The 20,456-nt window shown below is 42.2% G+C and carries 24 protein-coding genes, 3 tRNA genes and 1 pseudogene; 3 read left to right on the top strand and 25 right to left on the bottom strand.

Annotated elements, in window-relative coordinates:
• Positions 1 to 89 precede the first annotated feature (89 nt).
• The 5 genes from HUT38_01330 to HUT38_01310 form a co-directional block, all read right to left on the bottom strand.
• Positions 90 to 1,013 (bottom strand): FAD-dependent oxidoreductase, encoded by a 924-nt coding sequence (locus HUT38_01330; GenBank protein NUQ57116.1) that lies wholly within the window; start codon positions 1,011 to 1,013, stop codon positions 90 to 92.
• Positions 1,014 to 1,015: 2 nt separating this feature from the next.
• Positions 1,016 to 1,252, bottom strand: a complete 237-nt coding sequence (locus HUT38_01325) for a ferredoxin (protein NUQ57115.1) — start codon at positions 1,250 to 1,252, stop codon at positions 1,016 to 1,018.
• Between the two features lie 7 nt (positions 1,253 to 1,259).
• Entirely contained in the window at positions 1,260 to 2,018 is a 759-nt protein-coding gene (locus HUT38_01320) for a hypothetical protein (GenBank protein ID NUQ57114.1), read from the bottom strand.
• 156 nt (positions 2,019 to 2,174) lie between these two features.
• Positions 2,175 to 2,246, bottom strand: a tRNA-Glu gene (locus HUT38_01315).
• Positions 2,247 to 2,266: 20 nt separating this feature from the next.
• Positions 2,267 to 2,340 (bottom strand) — tRNA-Val (locus HUT38_01310).
• Between the two features lie 70 nt (positions 2,341 to 2,410).
• Between HUT38_01310 and HUT38_01305 the strand changes: the two genes are divergently transcribed.
• A tRNA-Ser gene (locus tag HUT38_01305) sits at positions 2,411 to 2,497 on the top strand.
• 190 nt (positions 2,498 to 2,687) lie between these two features.
• Here the strand turns inward: HUT38_01305 and HUT38_01300 are convergent.
• Positions 2,688 to 2,939: a hypothetical protein gene (locus HUT38_01300; GenBank protein NUQ57113.1), complete on the bottom strand. Its 252-nt coding sequence runs from the start codon at positions 2,937 to 2,939 to the stop codon at positions 2,688 to 2,690.
• A gap of 354 nt (positions 2,940 to 3,293) precedes the next feature.
• On the opposite strand from HUT38_01300, the gene HUT38_01295 reads away from it, so the two are divergent.
• Positions 3,294 to 4,487, top strand: a complete 1,194-nt coding sequence (locus tag HUT38_01295) for a LamG domain-containing protein (GenBank protein NUQ57112.1) — start codon at positions 3,294 to 3,296, stop codon at positions 4,485 to 4,487.
• A 62-nt stretch (positions 4,488 to 4,549) separates the two neighbouring features.
• On the opposite strand, the gene zwf is transcribed toward HUT38_01295, so the two are convergent.
• The 19 genes and pseudogenes from zwf to HUT38_01200 form a co-directional block, all read right to left on the bottom strand.
• A complete protein-coding gene (zwf, locus tag HUT38_01290) occupies positions 4,550 to 6,022 on the bottom strand; it encodes a glucose-6-phosphate dehydrogenase (protein ID NUQ57111.1) in 1,473 nt (490 codons plus the stop codon).
• A 102-nt stretch (positions 6,023 to 6,124) separates the two neighbouring features.
• Positions 6,125 to 6,523 (bottom strand): cupin domain-containing protein, encoded by a 399-nt coding sequence (locus HUT38_01285; GenBank protein NUQ57110.1) that lies wholly within the window; start codon positions 6,521 to 6,523, stop codon positions 6,125 to 6,127.
• 151 nt (positions 6,524 to 6,674) lie between these two features.
• Positions 6,675 to 7,178, bottom strand: a complete 504-nt coding sequence (locus HUT38_01280; GenBank protein NUQ57109.1) for a cytochrome P460 family protein — start codon at positions 7,176 to 7,178, stop codon at positions 6,675 to 6,677.
• Between the two features lie 198 nt (positions 7,179 to 7,376).
• On the bottom strand, positions 7,377 to 8,135 hold the full coding sequence (locus HUT38_01275) for a DUF4382 domain-containing protein (GenBank protein ID NUQ57108.1): 759 nt from the start codon (positions 8,133 to 8,135) through the stop codon (positions 7,377 to 7,379).
• A 116-nt stretch (positions 8,136 to 8,251) separates the two neighbouring features.
• On the bottom strand, positions 8,252 to 8,545 hold the full coding sequence (locus HUT38_01270) for a hypothetical protein (GenBank protein NUQ57107.1): 294 nt from the start codon (positions 8,543 to 8,545) through the stop codon (positions 8,252 to 8,254).
• A 55-nt stretch (positions 8,546 to 8,600) separates the two neighbouring features.
• Complete coding sequence (locus tag HUT38_01265) at positions 8,601 to 9,092, bottom strand: GerMN domain-containing protein (GenBank protein ID NUQ57106.1); 492 nt, start codon at positions 9,090 to 9,092, stop codon at positions 8,601 to 8,603.
• A 45-nt stretch (positions 9,093 to 9,137) separates the two neighbouring features.
• Complete coding sequence (locus tag HUT38_01260) at positions 9,138 to 9,533, bottom strand: VOC family protein (GenBank protein ID NUQ57105.1); 396 nt, start codon at positions 9,531 to 9,533, stop codon at positions 9,138 to 9,140.
• A gap of 128 nt (positions 9,534 to 9,661) precedes the next feature.
• Positions 9,662 to 10,687, bottom strand: coding sequence for a hypothetical protein (locus HUT38_01255; GenBank protein ID NUQ57104.1), 1,026 nt, complete (start codon positions 10,685 to 10,687; stop codon positions 9,662 to 9,664).
• 52 nt (positions 10,688 to 10,739) lie between these two features.
• Complete coding sequence (locus tag HUT38_01250; GenBank protein NUQ57103.1) at positions 10,740 to 11,207, bottom strand: hypothetical protein; 468 nt, start codon at positions 11,205 to 11,207, stop codon at positions 10,740 to 10,742.
• A 10-nt stretch (positions 11,208 to 11,217) separates the two neighbouring features.
• The gene (locus HUT38_01245; GenBank protein NUQ57102.1) at positions 11,218 to 12,225 is read right to left on the bottom strand and encodes a tryptophan-rich sensory protein; all 1,008 of its coding nucleotides are present in this window, start codon (positions 12,223 to 12,225) and stop codon (positions 11,218 to 11,220) included.
• A 106-nt stretch (positions 12,226 to 12,331) separates the two neighbouring features.
• Entirely contained in the window at positions 12,332 to 13,408 is a 1,077-nt protein-coding gene (locus HUT38_01240; GenBank protein ID NUQ57101.1) for a hypothetical protein, read from the bottom strand.
• Between the two features lie 23 nt (positions 13,409 to 13,431).
• Positions 13,432 to 15,519 carry an N-6 DNA methylase gene (locus tag HUT38_01235; protein NUQ57100.1) on the bottom strand — a complete coding sequence of 696 codons (2,088 nt, stop codon included), beginning with the start codon at positions 15,517 to 15,519 and terminating at the stop codon, positions 13,432 to 13,434.
• An 84-nt stretch (positions 15,520 to 15,603) separates the two neighbouring features.
• The gene (locus tag HUT38_01230) at positions 15,604 to 16,566 is read right to left on the bottom strand and encodes a hypothetical protein (GenBank protein ID NUQ57099.1); all 963 of its coding nucleotides are present in this window, start codon (positions 16,564 to 16,566) and stop codon (positions 15,604 to 15,606) included.
• 1 nt (position 16,567) lies between these two features.
• Complete coding sequence (locus HUT38_01225; protein NUQ57098.1) at positions 16,568 to 16,789, bottom strand: helix-turn-helix transcriptional regulator; 222 nt, start codon at positions 16,787 to 16,789, stop codon at positions 16,568 to 16,570.
• 343 nt (positions 16,790 to 17,132) lie between these two features.
• Positions 17,133 to 17,429 (bottom strand): hypothetical protein, encoded by a 297-nt coding sequence (locus tag HUT38_01220; protein NUQ57097.1) that lies wholly within the window; start codon positions 17,427 to 17,429, stop codon positions 17,133 to 17,135.
• A 153-nt stretch (positions 17,430 to 17,582) separates the two neighbouring features.
• The gene (gene msrA / locus HUT38_01215) at positions 17,583 to 18,146 is read right to left on the bottom strand and encodes a peptide-methionine (S)-S-oxide reductase MsrA (protein NUQ57096.1); all 564 of its coding nucleotides are present in this window, start codon (positions 18,144 to 18,146) and stop codon (positions 17,583 to 17,585) included.
• Positions 18,133 to 18,543: pseudogene (gene msrB, locus HUT38_01210) on the bottom strand (peptide-methionine (R)-S-oxide reductase MsrB). The gene msrA and the pseudogene msrB overlap by 14 nt, the downstream one beginning before the upstream one ends.
• A 179-nt stretch (positions 18,544 to 18,722) precedes the next feature.
• Complete coding sequence (locus tag HUT38_01205; protein NUQ57095.1) at positions 18,723 to 19,364, bottom strand: hypothetical protein; 642 nt, start codon at positions 19,362 to 19,364, stop codon at positions 18,723 to 18,725.
• 16 nt (positions 19,365 to 19,380) lie between these two features.
• Positions 19,381 to 19,815, bottom strand: coding sequence for an NUDIX hydrolase (locus HUT38_01200; protein ID NUQ57094.1), 435 nt, complete (start codon positions 19,813 to 19,815; stop codon positions 19,381 to 19,383).
• Positions 19,816 to 19,927: 112 nt separating this feature from the next.
• Here HUT38_01200 and HUT38_01195 point away from each other — a divergent pair, with 112 nt between their 5' ends.
• A complete protein-coding gene (locus HUT38_01195) occupies positions 19,928 to 20,395 on the top strand; it encodes a GNAT family N-acetyltransferase (protein NUQ57093.1) in 468 nt (155 codons plus the stop codon).
• Positions 20,396 to 20,456 lie beyond the last annotated feature (61 nt).

The raw sequence follows: 20,456 nt of genomic DNA, 5'->3' as shown, positions 1-20,456 counted from the left end.
TTATAAAACTATTAAAGAACAATAGAATCAAATAAAAATTAGCATTAAAACATATAAATTGTCAACTCCACAAACGGTTGTTTTTATTTTTAGTTTTTGATGTTTTTCAGATACTCGTACGCCGACAAGGCCGCTTTTGCGGCTTCTCCGGCGGCGATGACGCACTGTTTGTATTTTACGTCCGTCGCGTCGCCGGCGGCAAAAACACCTTTTACTGAAGTTTGATTGGTTTTGGGATCAATAACTACTTCACCCCAATTATTTAATTCAACAAAACCTTTTATAAAATTAGTCGCAGGAATCCAGCCGATATTTACGAAAATTCCCTGCGCCGTCAGCTCTTTTTCTTTATTTTCTTTTTTATCAAAATAAACTACCTTTTCCATAAAACCGCCGCCTTTTATTTCTTTGATGTCGGCGTTGGTTATAAATTCCACCTTGTCGCTTTGTCTTAATTTTTCCTGCAGGAACTCGTCGCCCAGAAACTTGTCCGAGCTTTCCATAACGTAAATTTTGTTGGCGTACTTCAGCAAGTCAAAAGCAGAATTGAGGCCGGAGTTTCCTCCGCCCGCCACCACTACGTCCTTGCCGCCGAAAAGCGGAGCGTCGCAGGTGGAGCAATAAACTACACCCTTATTCTCAAATTCATTTTCGCCCGGCACATTGAGGCGCCGGGGATTTTTCCCCGTGGCGATAATGATTGTTTTAGCGGATAGTGCTTCCCCGCCCTTTATTTTTACGGCAAATAAATCTCCGCTTTTTTCAACCGACTCAACCTCTTTGCCTTCCATTATCGGCAAACCGTATTTCTTAACCTGATTTTTTATTTTATTTATCAGTTCGTGTCCGGAGACGGATTCAAACCCGGGATAATTTTCTATGTTGTCCGTCAGCAACGTCTGGCCGCCGACTTCTTCGGTGACAATTAGGGCATTCAACTTTTTCCTCGCGGCGTAAATGCCGGCCGTCAGGCCGGTGGTCGCACCGCCGATGATAATTAAATCGTATGTCATTCTTATTTTATAATTTTAATTACTTGCGTCGGGCAAACATCCGCCGCCTCTTGGTTGCATTTAATATCTTCTTCGTTATCAGTTATTTCCAGTTCGGACTCATTACCAGCGTCATTTATTTTGCCGCCCTTTAAAACAGCTTTGGCTTTTTCGTAATCCATGTCCCAAAATTTCGGGCAAACCGCCGCGCAAGAACCGCACCCGATACAGCCTTCTATGTTGTGAACGATTTTTGGCATAAGAAAATTATATAGGAAAAATATTTTTTGGAAAGTTGAACCGCTTCATTAAAACCTTATCATAGAATATATAAAGCGCCGGGATAGCTTGATTTATCATAAAAAAACCGTCAAAGATTAATATTTTAAAGCCCATCTGTCTTATATTAAAAACGAAAAGAGGAAATTCCATAATAATAACAGCGACAAAACCCGCGCAAAATAGTTTTAAAACTATTACTTTTTCTTTTTTATAAACAAACGCTAAAACAAAATAGGATATAATGGTGGCTAGAATCCAAATAAAATATTGCGATTGCATATGCCTAACGGCGTAAACGGTGGAATCATTTATTTTTGCCATAATTGATAATGCCGGAGTAAATATCCAGAAAGACAACCACAGAATCGCGTACTTAATGGGAATTATAGTCTTATTACTTCTAAAATATTTAAAAAATATCCAAATCCAAGCGAATGTAAATAAAGAATAGGAAATTGTCATCATAAAATCTGCCCCGAATTTAGTAACAAAATAATTTCCAACTGGGTGAGGAACTTGCACGCCATTAATCCAATATTCCCTTACATAAGTATCCCCTATTTTACTGTTCCACCAAACATAAGCGTCTATAAAATAAATCAACGGTGATACAGCAACAGCAAACAGCAACGCCCTATGTTCTTTTTTATAAATCAAAACAGCAATCCAGATTATTAAAAAAACGGCATCAAAATATATATAATCATATTGGAATGTTCTTTGTACGAGATATATGTTGTCCATGTTTTTGACCCTACGGGGAATCGGTCACAAATAATTTGCTTCGCAAATTTTCGCGACCCCGCCTCGTTCCGCAAAGCGGAACTCCGGCTTTCGATTCCCCATAGTATCTACAAAAATATGGTCGCAAAATGCTCCGCATTTTTCTTCCTATTTTTTTGACCCTACGGGGAATCGAACCCCGATTACCGGCTTGAAAAGCCGATGTCCTAACCGTTAGACGATAGGGCCGTAAGCTCGAAACGAGCTTGTGGGCGGTAGAGGAGTCGAACCTCTGACCTTTACAATGTCAATGTAACGCTCTAACCAACTGAGCTAACCGCCCTTAAACAATATAAATTTAACCTAAAACGGCTCAATTGTAAATGCCCTTATTTTGTGCTAAAAATAGACTTGGAGGGTTGGCAGAGTGGTCTAACGCGCCGCACTCGAAATGCGGTTGGGGAGAAATCCCCTCACAGGTTCAAATCCTGTACCCTCCGCAATTTTTCGAAAAGGGTTTCAGAACCATTCTGGAAAATGTCGGTTCCTTAATCTCTCGTTCCAAACCGGGCTGTCCTTGGGAGAACGGTTATCAGGAATCCTTTTATTCCCAGTTGCGTTAAAAATGGCGCCGGTTCAGTTTGCCGCCGCCAATAAAATTGATACAATCAAACATATGGAGAAGGTGTCCTAAGAAAGGGGTACCCTACAGATCGACTCATCTTTCGGAAATTCATGAGGCAGGCGAATACTCACTTGCTCGGGCGACCACCGCTCGTCTTTGAGCTTGGCCTCGATATATGATTTCAAACGCTTGCACTTGGCGGTTTTAGGAATATTGCCTCCATTGGCAATTCTTGCCAGCGCCTTTCGGTGGGCTACATCGGCATTGTATTTACCGGAGCCATTGCGGGGCTTGCCGCCTTTGTATTTTTTCTTCATGGCCTAATTAGTTTAACTTCTAATCAGGTGTTGCAATTAATTCTGGAACTGACCGTGGCAAAAATTGACAACAAACAACAAAAATGGTAAAAATAATTAGATAAAACTGAGCACTTTTCAATAAAAATAAAGACACTTATTTTTGACAAAAAAGGAAAAAGAAGGAGGAAGAACGTGAAGATATTAAGGTTTGATTTTGTTTGGATAGGGGTTATTGTTTTTGCTTTATTGTCTATGTCTTATATCAAGTTTGTTTTGCCGGACGATTTACCGCCAGCCCTGGTTCACCTAACTTTTAATGAGGATGGGGGCTCCACCATCCACAATGCCGGCTCGCAAAAGGGAAACTTTACAATGAAGGACGCGAATGGCAACAATGCCGACCTGCGTTCACCTGACGGTGAAGGTATATCCGGACAACCCGGAGATCGCTGTTTTGATAACACCGCCTCCACCGAAATGGCCGGAACCGGTGGAAGATGTGAAGCGGAATCAAGCGCGTTGGCGGACGGGTTGAAACAAATGACGGTCACGTTTTGGCACCTGACCGATCAAAACGATGGCAACGGATCCTTTCCTGTTTATAAAGGCTCCGGTGACGAAGGGTGGAATATAGCTTTCAAATACAAAGATTTCGTGTTTCATTACAACGGACATGAAACGGACCGGCAGAGCGGTAATTTTGAAAACCCCAACGAGTGGGTTTTCGTTGCCCTGACTTACAATGGCGCCGCCTTGCCGGGAACAGACAATATAATTTTTTACAAGGGGACGAAAGATATTCAACCATTTGTAGTTTCAGTCCAAGCAGAACCGTCGGAAACGATAAGGTCAACCGGTGATAAACTGACTATTGGGAATGTATTCGGAAAAAATAATTTTCCATTTGACGGTAAAATTGACAATGTCAGGGTTTACGACAAAGTCCTGACGCCGGAAGAAATATTAAGAGTCTGGACGGATGACTTGGGCAACGTCCCACCTCCGCCGATACCGACACCGTCGCCAACCCCAACATTGACTTTGACCCCAACTCCACAACCCTCACCGACGCCGACTCACGCAGCAACGCCGACACCGAGTCCATCCCCTTCTCCGACCAAGCCACCCCCTACTCCCACACCGGCAATAACACCAACCCCGACTCCTAAGCCAAGCCCGGAACCTACCCCTCCGCAACAAAGATGCAGTGAAGTTTCATCTCTGGACATTCTTATCAATAATATTGAGATAAATGTCGGAGAAACGGCTACTGTGCTGATAACAGTTAAATGCCAAGAAGGAGAAGGATTGGTTAATATACCAGTGACGGGGAAAATAAAAAAGGGCAACCGGAAAAAAGTAGTTTTTTTAAACGATTCCGGCGATAAAAGTTCGGAGAGAATTGTTTTCACTGATGAAAAAGGCGTGGCCTGCTTTTTTATTGAAGGCATTAAGAAAGGAAAGGCCCGAGTAAGATTTTACGTTAACAAAGAGCCTTTCAACGAAGAACATGATTACAAAATTCCTTCACTGAAAGTTGTTTTGAAAATAAGAGTCAGAAAATAAAAAACTAAGCTTTTCCCGCGACCGAGGCGATCTCGGCGCGGGGCTTTTTTATTAATTTTTAGTCAGGAAAAATTTTTACTGCCCGGCTCGTAAGAATGGAGCGGCGCCAGATTCTTCTCCCAGCCTCTGACCACCGCGTCGGCAAACTTCCACATCGCGTATATTTCTCTGGCGCTTATAAAATGCGTCCTGTCCCCGGCCAAACAATCGGAAATCAGCTTCTCATACTCCTCAACGTACTGCACCCTTTCTGAAGAATCGCGGTAGAAGAAATCAAATTCCCTGCCCTCCACTTCCGCTTTGGCGCCAGGCTTTTTGGAGCAGAATTTTATTTTTATCCTTTCCTCCGGCTCCCACCGGAAGACAAGCTCGCTTTGGCAAGCGATTCCGCCCGCCGCTTCGCCCGCCTTGCGAGGCAGGCCGCGAGACGAGCCAAGGCCGGAAAGCGGCGACGCCGGTTTGAAGGAAACGACTATCTCTTTGAGCCTTTCGCCCATTCTCTTCCCTCCCTCCAGAATTATCGGCACGCCTTTCCACCTCGGAGAAGAAAGGGCGGCTTTCACTTTAAAATATGTTTCCGTCCGCGAACTCGGCTTCACCCCTTCAATTTTGCCGTAGCCTTTGTACTGGGCGCGGAAAGCGGATGAGGTTACCGCCTTTCCCGACGGCGGAATCAGTTGCTCCAACAACTCGGCCCGGTTTTTTATAATGGAATCGGCGTCGTATTTCTTCGGCCGTTCCATTGTTATCAGCGCCAGCGCCTGCAGCAAGTGGTTTTGCCCGACGTCGCGGAACGCCCCCACCGCGTCGTAAAACGCGCCGCGGTGCTCCACGCCCAACTCTTCCAGCAGACTGATGTTGATGCTCTCTATGGTTTTATTGCTCCAGGAACTTTCCAGTAAATTATTGGCGAAACGGAAAGCCAGGATGTTTTGCAGCATTTCTTTGCCCAAATAATGGTCAATGCGGTAAATCTGATCTTCGTTGAAGAGCCTCCCGATTAAAGCTTCAATTTTTTGGGCCGACTTAAGATTGTCGCCGAAAGGTTTTTCTATTATTATCCTCGCGCGGCCGCCGCCTCTGGTTTTGGAAGAATCAAGTCCGGACGCGGCGATGTTTTCCAAAACGGTTCCGTAAAATTCCGGCGCGATGGAAAGATAGAAAATTTTGTCGCAAGTATCGCCGCTTTTTCCATCCATCTTTTTTACTTTCTCCGCCAGGCTGGCGTAAGCCGCCATGTCCGGAAGCTGGCCTTGATGATACTCAAACAACTTGCGGAAACTTTTAAGCTCTTTCTCCGGAACATTTTCGCCGAAGCGCTTTTTCACTATCTCCGCCGAGTACTCGGCGAATTTTCCGCCGTTGTAATCTTTGCGCGCGAAGCCGACGATTTTAAAATTTTTCGGCAGCGCTTTCTTCCCATAAAGATTAAACAGCGCTGGAATTATTTTCTTGGCGGCCAAGTCCCCCGTCGCTCCAAAAATAAAAAAAACGACCGGGCGTTCGTTTAAGTTTCCATTTGGATTCTTTTTCATAGGCATTATTTTCGCATAAATGAAAAAATATTTCAAACTGAAAAACCGACCTGCCAGGTTTTAACTTCTTCAACCTAGCAGGTCGGTTTTTGCTTGGCTTTTTTACTCCGTTGTTTTGCCGTCAAATTCCGGACTATCGGCTTCGGCTTCAGATTTCGTCACCCTTACCACGCCATCCCTGTGGTGGGCAGGAGAATAGATGGTATAAAGTTTTAATTCCTGCGAATCGGAAACATTTATAACATTGTGCCGCGCTCCAGCTGGCACAACTATGGCCGAGCCGTCTTTCACCTCGTATTCATGTCCGTCTATAACGCACTTGCCCACACCTTTTTCAAAGCGGAAAAACTGGTCGTTGTCCGGATGAACCTCCATCCCTATCTCTTCCGTTGGCTTAAGGCTCATTAGCACCAGCTGGCTATGCTTAGAAGTGTAAAGCACCTTGCGATAATTATTGTTATCCAAAGTGTCTTTTTCTATGTTTGTGTGAAATCCTTTCATGTTTTTAAAATAAATTTTACCTGATAAGTTAACCGTTCGCCTTTTGACTCATGCTTCATTATATACAACCTTCCGAAATAAAAAAGAGGCAACCGTCTGAACTAAAGACGATTGCCTCATGTCTAACACAATAAACGTTTTAAAATTAAACTTAATAGCTGTACCGTGAAAAAATATAATTATTATCCTTTCGGGCAGTATGACAGTTATAACAACCTGCCACAGGGTCAACATCGGCCTTAACGGTCATTGTTTTCCCGTCAACGGCCGAAAATATCCAGCCGCCTGTCTGCGTTGCCGCCGAATCGCGAGTCATCACCGCCAGCCAGTTTGTTTTTCCCATCGCGGTATCGTTACCTTCCGCCATTGGTTCGTTAAATTCAAGAATTAAAACGCTTCCTTCGGGGTAACTTCCCCCGCTTTTGTAAACAGGAAGCGCGATGTCGTTTACGAGTACTCTCTGGAATCCGTAAAACGGGCTGGATTTATCCATTACGACTCTGGAAACAGTGGTTGTCCAGTCCCTATACCCGGCCAAATCAGTCTTGGCAACAGACACGGATGAATGTGTTGGAGATGAAGCGCATCCAGCAAACATCCATAAAGCAGAAAAAATACAAACAATACTAATAATTCCAAAAACACCCCTCTTCATTTTTAACCTCCAAAAGTTAAAAACAAAAATAAAGTAATAAAGTAATAATAAAAAACAACTTCCTTATTGTGTCATAACCACCTCCTTTTTAGAGTTTTTATAAATAAAAGTACATTAAAAAAACTTCAACAAGCCTAGCGAATAAACTAGGTCTTGTCAATGTTTGAAACTTTTTACGATTTTGTTCTTCAGTTAAAACTACAGGTTGAGCTCAAGCACCCCGCCTTCCAGTTTAATTACCGCGCCCGCGTCAAGTTTGAAATTTATTTTAACTTCTCCGTTAAGATCCATGCCGGCTTTTATGTCGCTGGAAACTGAACCGCCGCTAATTGACACGATATTGTTGGAGCCAACCGCGACATCGGCATTGCTTCTCGCTTCAACCTCAACCACCGGCGCGAACACATACTCATTGCTGACCGTGGTGTGCAGAGATTCAGCAACGTTGAAATCCAATTTGACCGTGGCTGTTTCTCCGCTGTTTACAACGACGGTGTTAGCTACGGCAAAAGTATTGGAAGGAACATTGGCGGTCAGTCTTGCCCCATTCTTGGTTTGCACCACGACTTTATCAATAGTTAACCTGACTTGGTTGTAGGTTCCGGAGTCAATATCAGCCCTCCCCGCCAGTGAAAGCTGGTCCGATGATTTAAGTTGGAGCAGGTTATAGGTTTTTGCCTGGCCTGAAACCGCAACCCAGCCGCTTCCGGCGCTGTACAGTTCCATGCGGCTGGCAGTAAGTTCCACCTCGCTTACGCCTTGAAGGTCAACGGATTTATCCGCCACAACGAAGACAACCTCGCCTTTACCAGAAATCGGGGACGTTGAAATAGCGGATGAACTGAAGGGATTTTCCGTAGGAAACACGCCTTCTTGATTTTGATTCCTCTGATTGTAAAAATACACGCCCGCCGCCACGGCGGCAATGATTATGACGCCCACTAAAATATTTTTCATGATAATTTATTTATAGATTAATTAATAATGTAAACGCGCTCAATTTTGTAGCGCACATTCGATTTATTAAATTATAGCAACTTATTTCCCAATTTGTCCACGTTTTTAGGCGATGTCTAATTCCCCTCACACTCGCCCTCAATGTATGAATTAACCAGAGAATTGCGGCAAGCCTCGCAGGAGTTACCGAAAGTTTGCTTTATCGGCTCGCATGGAGCTTTAATGCACTGGATGTTGACCGTGGCGCAAACCGGTTTGTAAATCTTAGCGCAAGCGTCAACATTTCTCTGTTCCGGAGTACAAAAAGCTTCTTTGCCGCCGATGTTTCCTCCGCCAATTTTGTCTTTTAAAAAGTAAAAACCCGCTCCCGCCAAAATCAAAACAAAAATTATAATCAAAAATTTTTTCATTTTATATTTTATTTAATTATCTTTAAATATCCGCAATTAAAAAACTATTAACTTTTTAAGGCTGGAAAATTTCTTCCGGCAGGAAACGGACTTCGCGCGCTTCCGGAAATTGCTTCGCCGTCGCTTCAATCTGGAACCACAAAATACCGACGCGGCACGATCCGCCGACGGTTTTGTTTTTACTGTCTTCAAATTCAAGTGTCAAAATTCCGTCCTTCAGAAAAGCTTCTTTCAAAGAAAAACCTTCCAGCGGATATTCGGTGCCTATTCCCTGAGCGTGTTCTTCCGCGGTAAGCTCTCCTTTAAGCAAAAGCCGGATCGTGTCTTGAATCGGCATTTTATTTTTGGGGATATCTCGCCGAACCGCCGCCAAACCGTTTCTGCCGCACATAATATTCCCAGCCGCGTCTTTATCCAGCGCGGGGTTGTAATAATACAGCTTAACCGCGATGGTTTCCTGGTTTTTATTGGAGGTTAAAATTGAGTAGCCCAAATAACCGGCGATGGCAACCGCAACGAAAATTAAAATAAAAAGTTTTTTATTCATGTTTTAGCAAAACAACTCCGCCGCGGCGGGATTATTTTCACGTCTTTACATGTTAACCGATTGGATCATTCCCACGTAATTACCTTCCGTGTCCGCGAAGATAACAAAACGGCCGACGCCGGGGATGTCCATCGGCTCATCCTCCACCATTCCTCCCTCTTTTTTCACATTTTTTATCGCTTCCATAATATCATCCACGGCGATTACAATGCGGGGGGAATAACGCTCTTTGGGGTCATAAGCCCTCGGGTAAAATCCGCCGTTTATGGCGCCCGGTTTTTTAACCATGCGCTTCTCGTCGGTTTCGGTTGTCATGGCCAGGACGTAATTACCCATATCTTCCCCCATCATTTGCGTTTCCCAACCAAACGCTTTTTGATAAAATTTCGCCACGCGTTCCCGGTCTTCGTAGGGCATTTCAAAATGCACCACCGGATTCATTTTCATTTTCATAATTTAAAATAATTAAAATAATAAAATTTTATTTGATAAAGGCTGTCATCGCGACTTTTCCCTGAATTATAACCGGGACTTGCATTAAAAGAGTATTAAGAGTTGAATTATTACCGTCAGGCGCCGGCCGTTTCATAAAGACAGCCGGGAGCAACCCACTTTTCCTGCCGGTAAACGTCCTGGCCCAGATAATTTTCCCAGTCGTTGGCCAGCCGGGTGATTTTGTCATAAATGGATTGCCTTACGCTTTCATCCAAAAGAAGAAAAGGGCAAGTCGCCATCATTTCGGATTGAAAGAAAGACCTTTCTCCCCACACCTGCAGTTCCACCAGCCCGAATCCGGCAGGAACGGCCGAACTAGAGCTTGGCGCCACCTCGGCGACGACACCTTTAACCTCAAGCCTGTCTCCTTTGGCGACTTTTAAATTAGTCACATGGTCAAAACTTAACCGCCAGTTTGAGTATCCGTCGGGTACGATGACTACTTCATAATCGTTGTGATCCGGCTGGTATCTGATGTTTTCCACGACTCCTTTTACCGGGGAAAATAATTTTGTTCCTAGAGGCAGAATATAAGTTGGATGCGGCATAATGTCCGTGCCGCCCGGTCCGGTCAACTCTGTCCCGAATTCCATAAAGGCCTTTTTGTAAAAATGTTCGCCGATTGACTTCGTAAACACAATATCGCCGGCGCGATTTCCGGCCGCATACGGCTCAAGCTCTATGCCGATGTTATGCAACACAAGCCTGTCTGAATTATTTTTTACCGGCTCTGGGTTCGGCGCCAGCGATGAGGATGCCGCTTGAGAAATTGACGAGGAATAATTCTTGCTTTGGGTCTGGGGCGCTGTTTGTTTTTCGGTTTTCTTTCCGATCTGCTCCACGGTCTTTATTGCGCTTGGTTCTTTAGATTTGACGGCCGCCTCGCTTGAAGATGATTTTGCTGCCGGACAAGCCGCGAATTCGCAATCCGGCCCGCCGCGTCCGACGTATGATCCGCCCGGGCAAAGCTTGACCTCCTGCGTGCAAGCCGTTTGTCCGAAATCATCCGGACTAAGCCGCCGGTTTGAGTAAACAAGATAGCCGGCAAGCCCAAAAACACCGACAGCAATAGCCAACTTTAACCAGTCCTTTCCTTTCATGTTTTTATTTTACCAAAAAACCGCCAAGTTGGCTAATTTTTGTGGGAACTATTTATAGATGTGCCGCTTGCCGGATAGCCATTTCCAGTTTTTCCGGCTCGTCGGTGCCGATGCGATAGATTTTTCCGTTTTTCATGGTAAGTTCGATGGCGTCAAAGCCGGAGACATTAAAAATCCACATACGCGGCCAAAACCGCAATCGGACGCCCCAGCCATAATACCAATGATTTTTTACTTTCCTGACCGCGGCGATCTCGGTTAAAGGAAACTTTTTGCGGAAAATACCCCAGCCAAAACGGACTTTCAAAAGCTGCCCGTCAATGGCGACGGTCAGCGTCGAAAACGACGCGAGAATAAACAGAATTAACGCCATTATGGCGGTTATGGCAAAATTCGCGCCGGAATTGTATGAGGGCGGCTCTGCTCTGGCCGTAATTTGAAGCCACGCGAAAAGCGCCAACACGGCCAGCGTGATAACCAGCATCAGGTAACCAATTTGCGTATGTTTGTAATTTTCCATATTTTATTTTTTAGAATTTAACGCTTCGCGCCATGCGGTCAACGACGCTATCAATATCAAAAGTTTCTCTTTCACCTTCGCACGATTCTCGCTCAGTTTCGTCATAATTGCCGCATTGCGTCGCGCGAGTGGTAAAAGTGAAAATGACGGTTTTATTATCTTTCAGAAACGCATAAGCATATTGCGTGTAGATACTGCCGGCCGCGCCTTCCACGACGCTCGTGCGGCAGTATTCGCGGTTATCAACCATTCGCCTTTCGGTTTTACCAGCACGGGCGGTTTCTTCTCCGGCTTCGGTGCAAGTATATGTCTCATTCAACACCTGAACCTGCGGCGGCCAATCTACGGTCTGGATGTATGTGGTGAGCAAAGTCTCCGGATACTGGAATGTTGTGCCGGTCTTTTCGTCCGTAGTCGTTTTCCAAAGGTCGTTATTTCCTCCGGGACACGGAGCAAATTCGCACTTAGGTCCGACTCGCCCGACATATGATCCATCCGGACAAAGTTTGGCCTCCTGCGTGCAGGCAACTTGTCCTGAACCAGATGCGTTTAACTGCCAGATTGAGTAGTTGAGATATCCGGCGAAAGTCACCCAGATAATGTATGGAACCAGAAGCCAGGCGGCCGGCCTGGAGACGCGCGCGAACGCAATGATCGCGGCAAGAATAGCCAACCAGAGGAAAACAATTTCCACAAATGCCCAGCCGGGACTTTTGAGCCCGAAGAAAATCACCGACCAAATAACATTCAGAACAAGCTGCGTGTCAAAAATTATCAACGCGGTCTTTACTCCCTTGTTTCCAAGTCCTTTTTTCCACACTAAAAATACGGCCACGCCCATCAAGGCAAACAAGACCGTCCAGACCGGAGCGAATATCCAATTCGGGGGCGCGAGTTCCGGTTTGGCCAGTCCGGCGTACCAGCCCGACATTATCGCCGGCATGGTAAAAAGAGAACCTATAAATCCGGCGAGTTCGCAAACAGCAACAGAAAAAATTAACTTAAAAATATTTTTCATTATAAACAACCGCAGCTCTGCAATTAAAAATCTTTTTACTTATTTTACCACAAAATCGGCCATATAGAATAGGGCTGGCCTATATTTTTGCTCGGTCGCGGCGGAATTACCCCACACCCCCTTCCGCCTCGCCCTCGCTTGGGCTGGCGAATTTTTTTGCGGAGCTATTTTTATATTTGATCAATTCGCTACTCTTCAACTCATCGGACATAAAATTTAATACGCCCACCATATATCCTTCTATTTCCGATATAACTTTTTCCGGTTGTGGAGAATGAACTCCCACCTCTTCAATAAGGTCTAGCGCTTCTTTTAATAAATTGTCTGGCACGTATTCAATGTTATCAAATACTCTTTGTATATAATATCTATTTATCAAACTCCGACCTCCACTACTTCTGCCAGAAATCTGAACCCCTGCATTTTCAAGTTTAGCCCTAAATTTTTCTACTTTTTCGTCATCGCTATCACCATAGTTCCATTTATATGACGAAAGCGCAAAATCGTTACCATAAACACCAAAATTCATGCCTTGCTGATATCCCTTATCCAAATGCTCAATAAATTCATTTCTGTAAAACCTCAAGGCAGAATATAGCCACTTAATTTTGGTTAGAAAATTATCCTTAAATTTTTGTGACAAATTCGACAACCGATTAGATTGGCTAAGTTCAAAATAAAAATTCCCAATTTTATGATACATCCCTTCTCCATTTTTACTGCCTCTATCTGGCAGATACATTTTTAACAGTAACAGGCTCCGACTTATCATAATCATTCCAAACATAAACAGTGATTGAACATCAATTTTTATTGCCGCATTATTATCGCGCTCGTATGGATGAGACGGGTACGATCTCTTATTTGGGCCTAAAAAGTGCAAAAATTGATCATCCCGGGAAATGTAGCTCAAAATCTGTCTATCATGTCTAAATCGTCGGACAATGTGCTCAAATAACTCTAAATCTGAGAGCACCATCGACATTATTTTATTAAAATCGTTGTTCGGGTAATTTATTCCCTGCAAATTCTGTTCTAGCTTCCTAAAAGCTGATTCAAGCTTGGAATGCTCTCGTTTAATTTTCTGATGTATCTTTCTTCTTTTTCTTGTTTTTAATTCAAAGAGTAAATTACCGAAAAGTTTATAAAGGATAATTCTAATTTTTCTTTTAATTTTTTGCATGTGAAAAATCTTGTCATGTAAATTTACTTCAAAATATATGCCTCCAGAGAGATACCGTCTAAAAGCTGACGTGATTTCTCTCTCAACTCTAAACCTTCTCGGATTGTTTTTTCTATTTTTTTCTGTTCGGTCTCTGGAGGTATAGGAATTAGGATGTTTTTTAAATCTTCATCAGAAACCGAAGGTATTGCCGCCCCAGTCCGTAATCTAAATATTTGTGATAGAAAAATATCAGATCGTAGAATTGCGAAAAGATAATATGGATTAATGCTGTTTGCTTTCAAAACTCTAAAACCGTTCGTACATATTGCTCCACTAAAATCTCGCCTTACAATTGCTGTGGCATGGTTTTTTGTTCCGATAGAGTTACCGGCAACTGCAGTAATAATATCTCCTTCCTCAATTTCATAAGAAGCGCGACTAGGAGCTTCGTGCACCTGCATCTCTGAATAAGAAACAAGCTCGCCATTTATAGAACTTGCATCAGATAATTCGACATAGCGAATCACCGCCTCCGGAGTTTTGAGTCTCTTGCTTTTTCTAGTTACTACTTCAACTAGCTCTCCAAGTTTTTTAGCGCCTCCTTTCGAAAGTAGAGTTCGAATTTTACGATATTCGGGATTGTAGTACTCAACATCAAATCGGTTATTCAGCTCACTATATTGTAGTGTAAATATATTATTATTTGCTTTTATTTTTTTGCTCTCTCTAAACTGAGAATATGCCGAGATTATTTCTGATATATCTTCATCAATGATAGGATCGCCATCCTGATTTTCCACAACCCTTCCTTGCGAATCCTTTTTATAAATAATTGTGCCATTCTTATTTCCTTCATAACCAACTTTTGTGATCTTGGCAAAGAAAATCGAATAGTCCTTTTTCTTTTGCGCCTCCAGTTCTACCGGAGAAAGTTTTTGACAGAACAACAGCGAGGCCTTAACGCCCGTCCCATGGGGTATAAAAGTTTCGGGTGGCAAAGCAACAACTGCTAAAATTTTAGCCTTAGAATTTATAAACTCTCTGACATAATCGAGGCTGGAATTTTCAAAATCGCCATTTGGAAGAACTATCGCTAGTTTTCCTCCGTCTTTTAATAACCCAAGACAACGCTCGATAAACAGTATCTCCGGCACTTGCCCATTCTGTAATTGATTGGTAGCAACGAGTTTTCCACGACTATCCTTTGACCATTTATATCCAAGTGAAAAATCTCGCAAAACATTTTCGTTTGTAACTTTACCTTGAGAACCAAATGGTGGATTAGTCAAAATTAAATCAAAAGAACCTTCAATCTTGTTTAATTTCGTGGATTTTGAAAATTCCTTCTGTATAGCATGGATATTTGAAAGAGAATTAGTATTGACGATTCCAGAATAGCCATCGTCTTCTAAAATCATTCGCATTTTTGCTACCTTTGCGACAAGAGGATTGATTTCTATACCAAAAAGATGATTTTCGGCATATTCCATTTCTTTCTTTTTTCTTTGTTCGCTGTCCTTAATATTTGCGAAATTGTTTTGCCAAACATACTTCATGGCCTCTACTAAGAAACCGCCGGTACCGCACGCAGGATCGAGGACCTTCTCATTTTTTTGTGGAGATAAAAATTCTACACAGAGCCGGATTATTGGATCAGGTGTAAAAAACTGGCCGCGTTCTCCACGCTGATGAGAATAAACAAATTTTTGAAAGGCCGTTCCTTTAACATCTCTCTCCGAACGAGAAAGATTGAGGTTTTGAAGTTTGCTAACAACAAATGCCAGGGTCGCAGTTTTGAGATTGATTTTTTCTGATTCATCAAAAACATCGTCGTAGTCCTTTTTTGCTTTATCAAAAAGCTCTACAATCCTTTTACGAAATGTGTCGTCTCGTCCATCACTAATTTCATCTTTCTCAACTTCCGAAATATAAAATTTTGATTTTTTTTCATCGCCTCGCTCATCTTCAACTTTTATAAAAAGCAATTTTAGAACTTCGGCAAAGGCTTCTTGAGAGGAGAGACCATCGTTAGCATAAATGTGGTTATGAATATCGCCAAAAACCTTAAAAAGATTCTCGGCCTTTTTAAGGTCGTCTTTTGATATTTGTTCCAACTCTGGAAAAAGCATTTGCTTTTGCATAAAATTAAGTAAAATAATACACCGTTGTGTAAATTATACTACACAGCGGTGTATTATCTCAATGTGGATAACTCACATTTCCTCTACTTCTCTGTTATCAAGCTGGCTTTTATCAATAATCCGATATTGTGGTTTGGTTGTTTTGATGCACGCCTCGATATCGGTATACCAAGGGCGATTTATCCGAAGCTCCTCTTTTCTCCCTTTGACTAAAATATCAATAACATAATTTTGGTATAAGTGTTCGGGAGAAGTCGGCGAATGACTAATCTCCGACGAATTCATAAAAACAAACTCATGTTTTCCGGTTCTTAAAAAGAGATCAACGGCCATAATGTTAAAGTCACTTACAAGAGGAGCAGCTTGTTTTAAACCAGTTATGGGCGCAACTCTAGTACTCGGTTGGTGAGTCTCAAGGATTGCTATCGCGCCCGCAACTTTTCTATAGGCTGTTTCAGTAAATAGTTCTTTTGGCAAAGCGTACACCCATTTTTTCAAATCGTCTTCAGATTTCCAAATTTTACTCAAGTCGCACGCAATGGGACCGGGAAATTCTTTATTCCAATTAAATTGTGGAAATGACTTTCTTTTGTTTTTTGCTTCCCATAACGCTTTTATTCGCTTATACGAGCGCAAACCATTCTCATAAGTTTTTGACTTGTTTTTCGCTAAAGACACAACAGCTTTAAGGAATCTAAATAGCTTGTCCGGACTATTCAATTTATCTCCCCGAAATTCTGAGTTGCTTTTTAGTCCTTTACTCTCTATAACCAACCATTTATCTTCTTCGGAATTTATTGGTCGAATGTAAAAATCGCCTCGAGCTTCAGAACTTTTTGCATTGTTGCCGCCTTTCGGTTTTTCTTTAATCCTAAGAACCTCAAAACCTTTCTTTTTTAAATACTCAGCCAAAAATAACTCACTTATTGCACCCATAATATACCCCCTGGCACTAGGGCTTATATTTATTGCTTCGAGGAAGATGTCTTCATCAACCCCGAATCTATTTTTTATGTAATCAGAAAGGCCAGACATGTTATTTCAAAAAATAATCCAGTGGCTTTTTATAAATCCAGGCAAACTCCTTGAGTGCAACAATATCAATACGCCTCTGTCCGGCTTCTACCTTTGAGACATGAGATTGGGTTTTCCCGAGCAGTTTGGCTACTTCCGCCTGATCTAAACCGGCCTCTTGGCGAGCTTTTTTCAACTGCTCAACAGTGTATTTATGGTCTTTTGATAAAATTGCTTTAACCATAGTTATCTATATGGTAATATTCCATTGTGTTATATTCCAAATTGTCATATACTAATTTAGTGAGTTCCGCCAACTTGCCCGCGCACTGGAGCTCCGCAAAAAAATTCGCCAGCCCAAGCGAGGGCGAGGCGGAAGGGGGTGTGGGGTAATTCCGCCGCGACCGAGCAAAAATATAGGCCAGCCTTGCCGCCCTGCTCGGTCAGAGCAGAAGCCAGCAAAAAAGTTTTCTTTTCCTTTTAGAAGAAAAAATCCGGCGCGCGCAAAATCAGAAAAGCAGAGAAAACTTTTTTGCTATGCGCGAGTCCACCGGTTGGCGGACGGGCGGCGGCTGTTTCAAAAAGATCTATTTGCCCTTGATCTTAAATACTTTTTTATTCGCCTCTTGAAGGATCTTGAGCGTTGCCTGCACGGAGAGATTGTCACTCGGAAGAAGCGCCAATCTCTCGCCGAGAACATTTAAAAGCGGGCTTAAAAATTCATCAACCCAAGAAGGCGAGATGGTCAAGATACCGGAGAAATCTATTTCCAATTCCTCGGTTGGCGCAAAATCGCGCAAGGTTGGCTGAAAGGCTCTATATGCTTCGCTGCCCAGCTCTCGCGATATCAGTGTTTTTCCAAACTTTTCTAATTGTAATCTCATAATATTTATTTGAATTTAATTTTTGCTAAACATCCCCGGATATCTACAAAATCTATGCAAGTTTGCTCGAAATCTACTCAATAATGCTCAATTCTGCGCAAAATATGCAAAATATGGGCAAAGTAATTGTCGACTGCCCTATCCTGGTACTCACTAATGTTTTGGGGTTTTTATTAGTTTAGAATATTTCTCTTTTATCTTTTCAGTTTTTGGTTTGATTATAGCCGTTGAATATCCTTCTTCGGGATGTCTTGCATAAAATCTCTCGTGTTCCTCTTCCGCGGGGTAAAATTTCTCCAAGGGAACAAGTTCAGTGATTATTGGTTTGTTGTACTTCTTTGAATTTCCAAGTTTTTTAATGTAGCCTTCCGCCAATTGTTGTTGTTCAGGCATTGTGTAAAGCAAAATTGAACGATATTGGGTCCCAACGTCGTTGCCTTGGCGGTTCAGAGTTGTTGGGTCATGACTGTCAAAAAACACTTCCAGCAATTTTTCAAAAGATATCATTTCTGGATTATATTCAACTAAAATTACTTCTGCATGGCCCGTAGTCCCGGTAGAAACCTGCTCATAAGTAGGATTAGGCAGTTTGCCTCCAGCATAGCCGGAGGTCACAGTAATAACACCTTTGAGCATCAAAAACACGGCTTCTGTACACCAAAAGCATCCGCCTCCGAATGCTACGTTTTCAATTTTTTGTAAATTAATTTTCTCCATCATCTCTATCTGGTTTGAATTTTAGCGCCACTGAATTTATGCAATAACGTTTTCCCGTTGGTGGGGGACCATCATCAAAAACATGGCCAAGATGAGACTCGCATCTGCCACAAAGTACTTCTGTGCGGCGCATACCAAAAGAATTATCAGGACGTTCAATAATATTTTCCAGATTAATCGGTTTGTAATAACTTGGTCATCCGGTACCGGATTCAAATTTGGCTTCAGAACGAAAAAGTGCTAAATCGCAAGCAACACAGTTATACGAACCATCAATTTTCAACTCCTGTACTGGACAAGTAAAAGCAGGTTCGGTTTCGCCCTGTCGTAGTATTTTATACTGCTCCGGAGTAAGTATTTTTTTCCATTCCTCTTCAGTCTTGTGAATTTTTTCCATTTACTTGTTTTTAATTTTGTAACAGATTTTATTCCTACACTTCAACTCACTATTTCCTTTAAAAAAGTTCTAACTCCACGATAGGTATAAAAAAACAACCAACACAAATACTAGCTTTTTTAGTGACTCCGCGCTTGGGATGAAGTTCGTTTAGCCATTATAGAGGAAAATTGCCAAAATTAAACTTTAAAGACCAGATCGGCGTTGTTTTTAGGCCTGCATTCTTCCGCGTATCTTCGGTAAGCTTCTTTGTAATACCTAGTCCAATTATCGGGGTGACTTTCCGGAATATAAGCACTGCCCCATTTTTTCTTTTCTCGGGCGATCCGTTTCTTATCCGCTTTGGCAAAATCAACATCAAGGTAAATTCTTTTGTCCCACTCCTTGCTTATTTTGTGCCCGGGGTGGAAAAGAAAGATACCGTCTATTACTAAAATTTTCTTTGACAGATCAAATGTTTTCAGTGGACCGAAGTCATTTTTGTCATAGTCGTAAGTTTTTAATTTGACTGAGCCTTTGCTTTTGTTTTTAAACTCACTGACTAGCTTTTCCAAATCGCCATAGCGAAACCAGTCATATTCAAAAACTCGCGATTTATCTTCAGTTTGTTCGATCATTTTCTTTCTGTCTTTCCAATGATTGATGAAATCGTCCAGATGGACCGCCAGCGCGTCCGGATTCTCTTTGGCAATGAAGTCGGCGACCGTGGTCTTGCCCGATCCGGCGTAACCGTCAACAGCCACGACTAATTTAGCTTGGTCTTTTAACCAGCTCTCAATTTTTTCGTTTATTTTTTTGGCAATGCGTTCCGATCTGAGCATACAAAGATAAATATATTTACAAAAAACGACCTGGCAAGTTTTGTATTTTTTTAAATCCGCCGAGTATTCTTTCCTTCAACTCCGTTGACCAAAAATCAAGCTCTTTTATTTCTTCCATGTTTTTTACCCATTTATAGTTTATGTGTTCGTCACTAAGACTGATTTTATTTTCTTTTTTTGTTTTCCCGACAAAGAAAACGCCGTATTGATGAAGCCCTTTGTGCTCCCAATTATCAACCTGCAATATGCCGTCTATGGAAAAATCCGATATGCCCGTTTCTTCCTTTACTTCCCTTCTAAGCCCGTTATCCCATCGTTCTGAAACATTTAGTCGTCCTCCGACAAGAAGCCATTTGCCGCTGTTATGCTGCAGCAAAAGAAGCCCTCCCTCCTCGTTAACTAAAAAAATATTTTGAGTTATTTTAAACAATCCGTGTTGTTCGCTGTTCATGGTTGCTTTCATCGCTGTATTATAACAAAATAATATTAAGAATTACTAACTTGCCTACAGTTAATATTTTATGATTTTGAGCGGCGATAAAATTATTTTAAGGCCAATAAAAATGAGTGATGCTCATAGATTTTTCGTATGGATGTCCGATACAAGCGTCAATAAATATACAACGAGGAAAAGCCTGACATTAAAAGAAGAAAGAGAGTGGATCAAGAATCTTCCAAAAAGAAAAAATGACAAAATATTCGCAATAGACACGATAGACAAAGTACACGTCGGCAGCGTGGGTTTGCATCATATTAAGAAGCAAGACAAAAACGCCGTTCTCGGTATTTTTATCGGGGATAAAAATTATTGGGACAAAGGATACGGCAGGGATGCAATCACAACTTTGCTCAATTACTCTTTTAACAAATTAAAACTTCATCGGGTAGAATTGTCTGTTTATGATTACAACAAAAGAGCGGTAAATTTATACAAAAAATTGGGCTTCAAAACGGAAGGAAAAAAGAGAGAGCATGTTTTTTACAAAGGAAAGTTTGCCAGGTACCCCAAATTTAAGACACTGATTCCATGAAATTATCAGCGTAATTTTGTAGAATCAGTTATATGAAAAAAGCATATCGCGTCGCTCCGGA

This window comes from Candidatus Paceibacter sp. (assembly GCA_013360865.1).
GTDB lineage: Bacteria > Patescibacteriota > Minisyncoccia > UBA9983 > UBA9983 > SURF-57.
The sequence above is the reverse complement of the archived record's forward strand: the minus strand, read 5'-3'. Positions and strand labels throughout refer to the sequence as shown.

What these genes read in the sequence shown, in the direction of transcription:
- HUT38_01330 (NUQ57116.1), bottom strand. Translation starts at nt 1,013, where the DNA reads ATGACATACGATTTAATTATCATCGGCGGTGCGACCACCGGCCTGACG.
- HUT38_01325 (NUQ57115.1), bottom strand. Translation starts at nt 1,252, where the DNA reads ATGCCAAAAATCGTTCACAACATAGAAGGCTGTATCGGGTGCGGTTCT.
- HUT38_01320 (NUQ57114.1), bottom strand. Translation starts at nt 2,018, where the DNA reads ATGGACAACATATATCTCGTACAAAGAACATTCCAATATGATTATATA.
- HUT38_01300 (NUQ57113.1), bottom strand. Translation starts at nt 2,939, where the DNA reads ATGAAGAAAAAATACAAAGGCGGCAAGCCCCGCAATGGCTCCGGTAAA.
- HUT38_01295 (NUQ57112.1), top strand. Translation starts at nt 3,294, where the DNA reads ATGAAGGACGCGAATGGCAACAATGCCGACCTGCGTTCACCTGACGGT.
- zwf (NUQ57111.1), bottom strand. Translation starts at nt 6,022, where the DNA reads ATGAAAAAGAATCCAAATGGAAACTTAAACGAACGCCCGGTCGTTTTT.
- HUT38_01285 (NUQ57110.1), bottom strand. Translation starts at nt 6,523, where the DNA reads ATGAAAGGATTTCACACAAACATAGAAAAAGACACTTTGGATAACAAT.
- HUT38_01280 (NUQ57109.1), bottom strand. Translation starts at nt 7,178, where the DNA reads ATGAAGAGGGGTGTTTTTGGAATTATTAGTATTGTTTGTATTTTTTCT.
- HUT38_01275 (NUQ57108.1), bottom strand. Translation starts at nt 8,135, where the DNA reads ATGAAAAATATTTTAGTGGGCGTCATAATCATTGCCGCCGTGGCGGCG.
- HUT38_01270 (NUQ57107.1), bottom strand. Translation starts at nt 8,545, where the DNA reads ATGAAAAAATTTTTGATTATAATTTTTGTTTTGATTTTGGCGGGAGCG.
- HUT38_01265 (NUQ57106.1), bottom strand. Translation starts at nt 9,092, where the DNA reads ATGAATAAAAAACTTTTTATTTTAATTTTCGTTGCGGTTGCCATCGCC.
- HUT38_01260 (NUQ57105.1), bottom strand. Translation starts at nt 9,533, where the DNA reads ATGAATCCGGTGGTGCATTTTGAAATGCCCTACGAAGACCGGGAACGC.
- HUT38_01255 (NUQ57104.1), bottom strand. Translation starts at nt 10,687, where the DNA reads ATGAAAGGAAAGGACTGGTTAAAGTTGGCTATTGCTGTCGGTGTTTTT.
- HUT38_01250 (NUQ57103.1), bottom strand. Translation starts at nt 11,207, where the DNA reads ATGGAAAATTACAAACATACGCAAATTGGTTACCTGATGCTGGTTATC.
- HUT38_01245 (NUQ57102.1), bottom strand. Translation starts at nt 12,225, where the DNA reads ATGAAAAATATTTTTAAGTTAATTTTTTCTGTTGCTGTTTGCGAACTC.
- HUT38_01240 (NUQ57101.1), bottom strand. Translation starts at nt 13,408, where the DNA reads ATGCAAAAAATTAAAAGAAAAATTAGAATTATCCTTTATAAACTTTTC.
- HUT38_01235 (NUQ57100.1), bottom strand. Translation starts at nt 15,519, where the DNA reads ATGCTTTTTCCAGAGTTGGAACAAATATCAAAAGACGACCTTAAAAAG.
- HUT38_01230 (NUQ57099.1), bottom strand. Translation starts at nt 16,566, where the DNA reads ATGTCTGGCCTTTCTGATTACATAAAAAATAGATTCGGGGTTGATGAA.
- HUT38_01225 (NUQ57098.1), bottom strand. Translation starts at nt 16,789, where the DNA reads ATGGTTAAAGCAATTTTATCAAAAGACCATAAATACACTGTTGAGCAG.
- HUT38_01220 (NUQ57097.1), bottom strand. Translation starts at nt 17,429, where the DNA reads ATGAGATTACAATTAGAAAAGTTTGGAAAAACACTGATATCGCGAGAG.
- msrA (NUQ57096.1), bottom strand. Translation starts at nt 18,146, where the DNA reads ATGGAGAAAATTAATTTACAAAAAATTGAAAACGTAGCATTCGGAGGC.
- HUT38_01205 (NUQ57095.1), bottom strand. Translation starts at nt 19,364, where the DNA reads ATGCTCAGATCGGAACGCATTGCCAAAAAAATAAACGAAAAAATTGAG.
- HUT38_01200 (NUQ57094.1), bottom strand. Translation starts at nt 19,815, where the DNA reads ATGAACAGCGAACAACACGGATTGTTTAAAATAACTCAAAATATTTTT.
- HUT38_01195 (NUQ57093.1), top strand. Translation starts at nt 19,928, where the DNA reads ATGAGTGATGCTCATAGATTTTTCGTATGGATGTCCGATACAAGCGTC.